This is a genomic window from uncultured Acinetobacter sp., assembly GCF_947624825.1.
GTDB lineage: Bacteria > Pseudomonadota > Gammaproteobacteria > Pseudomonadales > Moraxellaceae > Acinetobacter.
In genome coordinates this window covers 1-3,229 of sequence record NZ_CANQLZ010000115.1, presented here as the reverse complement: position 1 = coordinate 3,229, position 3,229 = coordinate 1, and the positions used below count along the sequence as shown (strand labels likewise).

The following is a 3,229-nucleotide window of genomic DNA, read 5'->3' as shown; positions in this document are numbered from 1 at the left end:
CTAACGTGGGTAGTTGCTTTACTTGTCATTTTCCACTTAGCGTTATCAATTGCTCCAAGGCGCATGGCTTAGGCGGTGAACTAGGTATTCAATAAAAGCTTTTACTCGCGCTGGGCGAAGTCGTCCGGGTGGCGTAATAATATACAAGGCAATCGGTGCCACCTTCCAATCGCACATAACTTGAATAAGTTCACCACTTTGTAGACCTTCCCACACTAAAAAATCTGGCTGTAGAGCTAAGCCCAAGCCGCGTTTTAATGCCGGTTGTAAAGCATCACCATTATTTACGCGTAAGCGACTAGGCGGTAAAGCTTGGCTAAATTTTCCTTCTTCAGCATGGGTAAAACGCCAGTTAGTGCCATAGTTATCGTAAGAATAAAGTAAGGCTTGGTGATCGGCTAAATCACTTGGGTGCTTGGGTGTGCCATGTTTGGAAAAGTAAGCAGGGGAACCCACTAGAAGAATATTAATAGGGCATAAACGCCTTGCTAATAAACTGGAATCGACTAGGTTAGCAATGCGTAAAGAAAAATCAAAACGGCCTGTTACCAAGTCAACTTGCTGATCATTAAACTGAATATCGATTTCTATATCTGGGTGTTTTTCAAGAAAGTCTGGTAATAAAGGTGCTAAGTTACTTAAGCCAAAGGACATAGGTGATGAAATACGAATTAACCCACGTAAACTTTCTGACTGTTCTTTAATATCAGCCTCAACCTCTTCACCCATGTTAAGCAGATCGTTAGCGCCTTCTAATACGCCATAGCCACTTTCTGTTAAAGAAATACCGCGTGAAGTGCGGTGAAAAAGGGTAGTTTTGGTACGCGCTTCTAAGCGAGTAATTACCTTAGAAACGGTTGCTTGAGACAAGCTTAAAACCTTTGCTGCTTTAGCAAAAGATCCTTCGCGAGCAATGGTGGCAAAAATAGCCCAAGCTTCAAAATCAGGTAAACGTTGCACTTATACACCTTAGCAAATTGAGTCATCAGAATTGGAAAGGCTGCTATTCCATTTTAGGGATTCTCTACAAGAGGGTAAAACACTATACTGAATTCATGTTAAATAACATTGAGTTAAAGGAGACCCTATGATTGAACATCGTTCATTTGAAAGCTTAGGTGGAGCAAACCATGGTTGGCTAGATGCTAAACACCATTTTTCGTTTGCCAACTATTACGATGCAAAACACATGAGTTGGGGCTCCTTACGCGTTTGGAATGATGACATTATTCAGCCCAATACAGGCTTCCCGTCGCACCCCCATAAAGATATGGAAATTATCACCTATGTAAGAGAAGGTGCCATTACCCATGAAGACAGCCTAGGTAATAAAGGCCGTACCGAAGCGGGTGATGTGCAAGTGATGAGTGCAGGTAGTGGTATTGTACACTCTGAATATAACTTGGAAGCAGTAGAAACACGCATTTTCCAAATTTGGATTGAATCAAACCAAAAACCTACTAGCCCCTCTTGGGGAGCGCAACCTTTTCCAAAAGATGAACGCTCTGGCCGTTTTATAGTCTTAGCCAGTGGTTTTTCTGAAGACACTGAAGCCTTACCAATTCGTACCGATGCGCGAGTTTTAGGCGCAACATTAAAAGCGGGTGAACAACTAGAGTACAGCTTTGCTAGTGCTGATCGTTATGGTTATTTAGTTGCTGCCAAAGGCAAAATAGATATTAATGGCCAGCAATTTAATGCACGTGATGGTGCAGCCATTCATCAAGAAGAAAAAATTATTATTACAGCCCTAGAAGAAGCTGAACTGGTTTTAGTTGACGCAAGTTAACCTAGCACTACCCCACTATTTTTTGTAACAAACATTGGAGTTTATAAAATGAGTCAGCAGTTTTTAGAAGCGTTAAAAAAGCGTCGTAGTCAGTATGCCTTGGGTAAAGACCTACCCCTAGCAGAGCAAGAAGTAACTGAAATTATTAAAGAGGCAATTCGCCAATCGCCTTCAGCATTTAATTCACAAAGTTCACGTGCGGTTATTTTATATGGCGCACAGCATGAAAAGTTTTGGGATATCGTTAAAAACGAACTTCAAAAAATTGTTCCTGCTGAAGATTTTGCTCCAACAGAAGCAAAAATTAATAGCTTTGCAGCAGGTGCTGGAACAGTGCTTTTTTATGAGGATCAAGATGTTGTAAAAGGCTTGCAAGAAAACTTTGCACTTTATGCTGACAACTTCCCTATTTGGTCTGAGCACTCAACAGGTATTGCTCAGTTTGCGGTATGGACTGCGCTAGCTGAAGCCAATATTGGTGCAAGTTTGCAGCACTATAATCCATTACCTGATGCAGCCGTAGCAGCTGAGTGGAATATTCCTGCAAGCTGGAAACTACGTGCGCAAATGCCTTTTGGTTCACACCAGGGTGAGTTTTCAGAAAAAGAATTTATGGCTGATGAAGATCGCTTTATCGTCCTATAAGGATTTTTTCTAAGCATTTTCTATAAGCACTTAAAGTAATTCTTTTTAATAGCAGGTAAATTAGCTTAATAGGCTGGTTTACCTGTTTTTTTTGTTAAATAATTAGACGTGCGAGATGGAAATGACACCTGGAATCAATCTAGTCAAAAAAGCTAAAATTACACATAAAATACATGAGTATTCACATGATGAGTCGAGCGAATCTTATGGACTAGAAGCCGCCGAAAAAATGGGTGTAGCTGAAGATAGAGTGTTTAAAACCTTAGTTGTGGCTCTGGATAATAATGACTTGGTTGTAGGTATTCTTCCTGTTTCATCTTTGCTGAGTATGAAGCTTATTGCAAAGGCGCTAGGTGCAAAAAAGGCAGTTATGGCTGATAAGGCGGATGTTGAACGTTCGACAGGTTATGTTTTAGGTGGCGTAAGCCCACTGGGACAAAAGAAACGACTTAAAACGGTGATTGATTCATCAGCAAAAAATTACAGCACAATTTATGTTAGTGCGGGTCGTAGAGGGTTAGAAATAGAATTAGCCCCCGATGATTTAATAAAGCTAACCAGTGGCCTACTGGCTAAAATTATTTCTTAGGTTCAACGTGTTAGTGCAGCAGTTTTAGTTCTTTAACTAAAATAGTCATCATTTTGTCATGCAGCTGTAATAGTCTAGAAAAAATTAATTAGCCTAGAAGGTAAAAGGTGATGACAGCTAAAAAAATACTAATTGTTGATGATGAAGCGCCAATTCGTGAAATGCTAGTTATGGCTTTAGAAATGGCTGATTACCAGTGTTTAGAA

General features: G+C 40.3%; 4 protein-coding genes and 1 pseudogene. 4 read left to right on the top strand and 1 reads right to left on the bottom strand.

What is annotated here, in order from left to right; translation table 11 throughout:
* Positions 1 to 45: 45 nt before the first annotated feature.
* On the bottom strand, positions 46 to 960 hold the full coding sequence (locus Q0017_RS13570) for a LysR family transcriptional regulator (protein ID WP_298147950.1): 915 nt from the start codon (positions 958 to 960) through the stop codon (positions 46 to 48).
* Between the two features lie 127 nt (positions 961 to 1,087).
* On the opposite strand from Q0017_RS13570, the gene Q0017_RS13565 reads away from it, so the two are divergent.
* The 4 genes and pseudogenes from Q0017_RS13565 to Q0017_RS13550 form a co-directional block, all read left to right on the top strand.
* Positions 1,088 to 1,789, top strand: a complete 702-nt coding sequence (locus tag Q0017_RS13565) for a pirin family protein (protein WP_298147948.1) — start codon at positions 1,088 to 1,090, stop codon at positions 1,787 to 1,789.
* 48 nt (positions 1,790 to 1,837) lie between these two features.
* Positions 1,838 to 2,434 (top strand): nitroreductase family protein, encoded by a 597-nt coding sequence (locus Q0017_RS13560; RefSeq protein ID WP_298147945.1) that lies wholly within the window; start codon positions 1,838 to 1,840, stop codon positions 2,432 to 2,434.
* Positions 2,435 to 2,555: 121 nt separating this feature from the next.
* Entirely contained in the window at positions 2,556 to 3,023 is a 468-nt protein-coding gene (ybaK, locus tag Q0017_RS13555; protein ID WP_298147953.1) for a Cys-tRNA(Pro) deacylase, read from the top strand.
* A 110-nt stretch (positions 3,024 to 3,133) separates the two neighbouring features.
* Positions 3,134 to 3,229: pseudogene (locus Q0017_RS13550) on the top strand (DNA-binding response regulator); the annotation flags it as partial.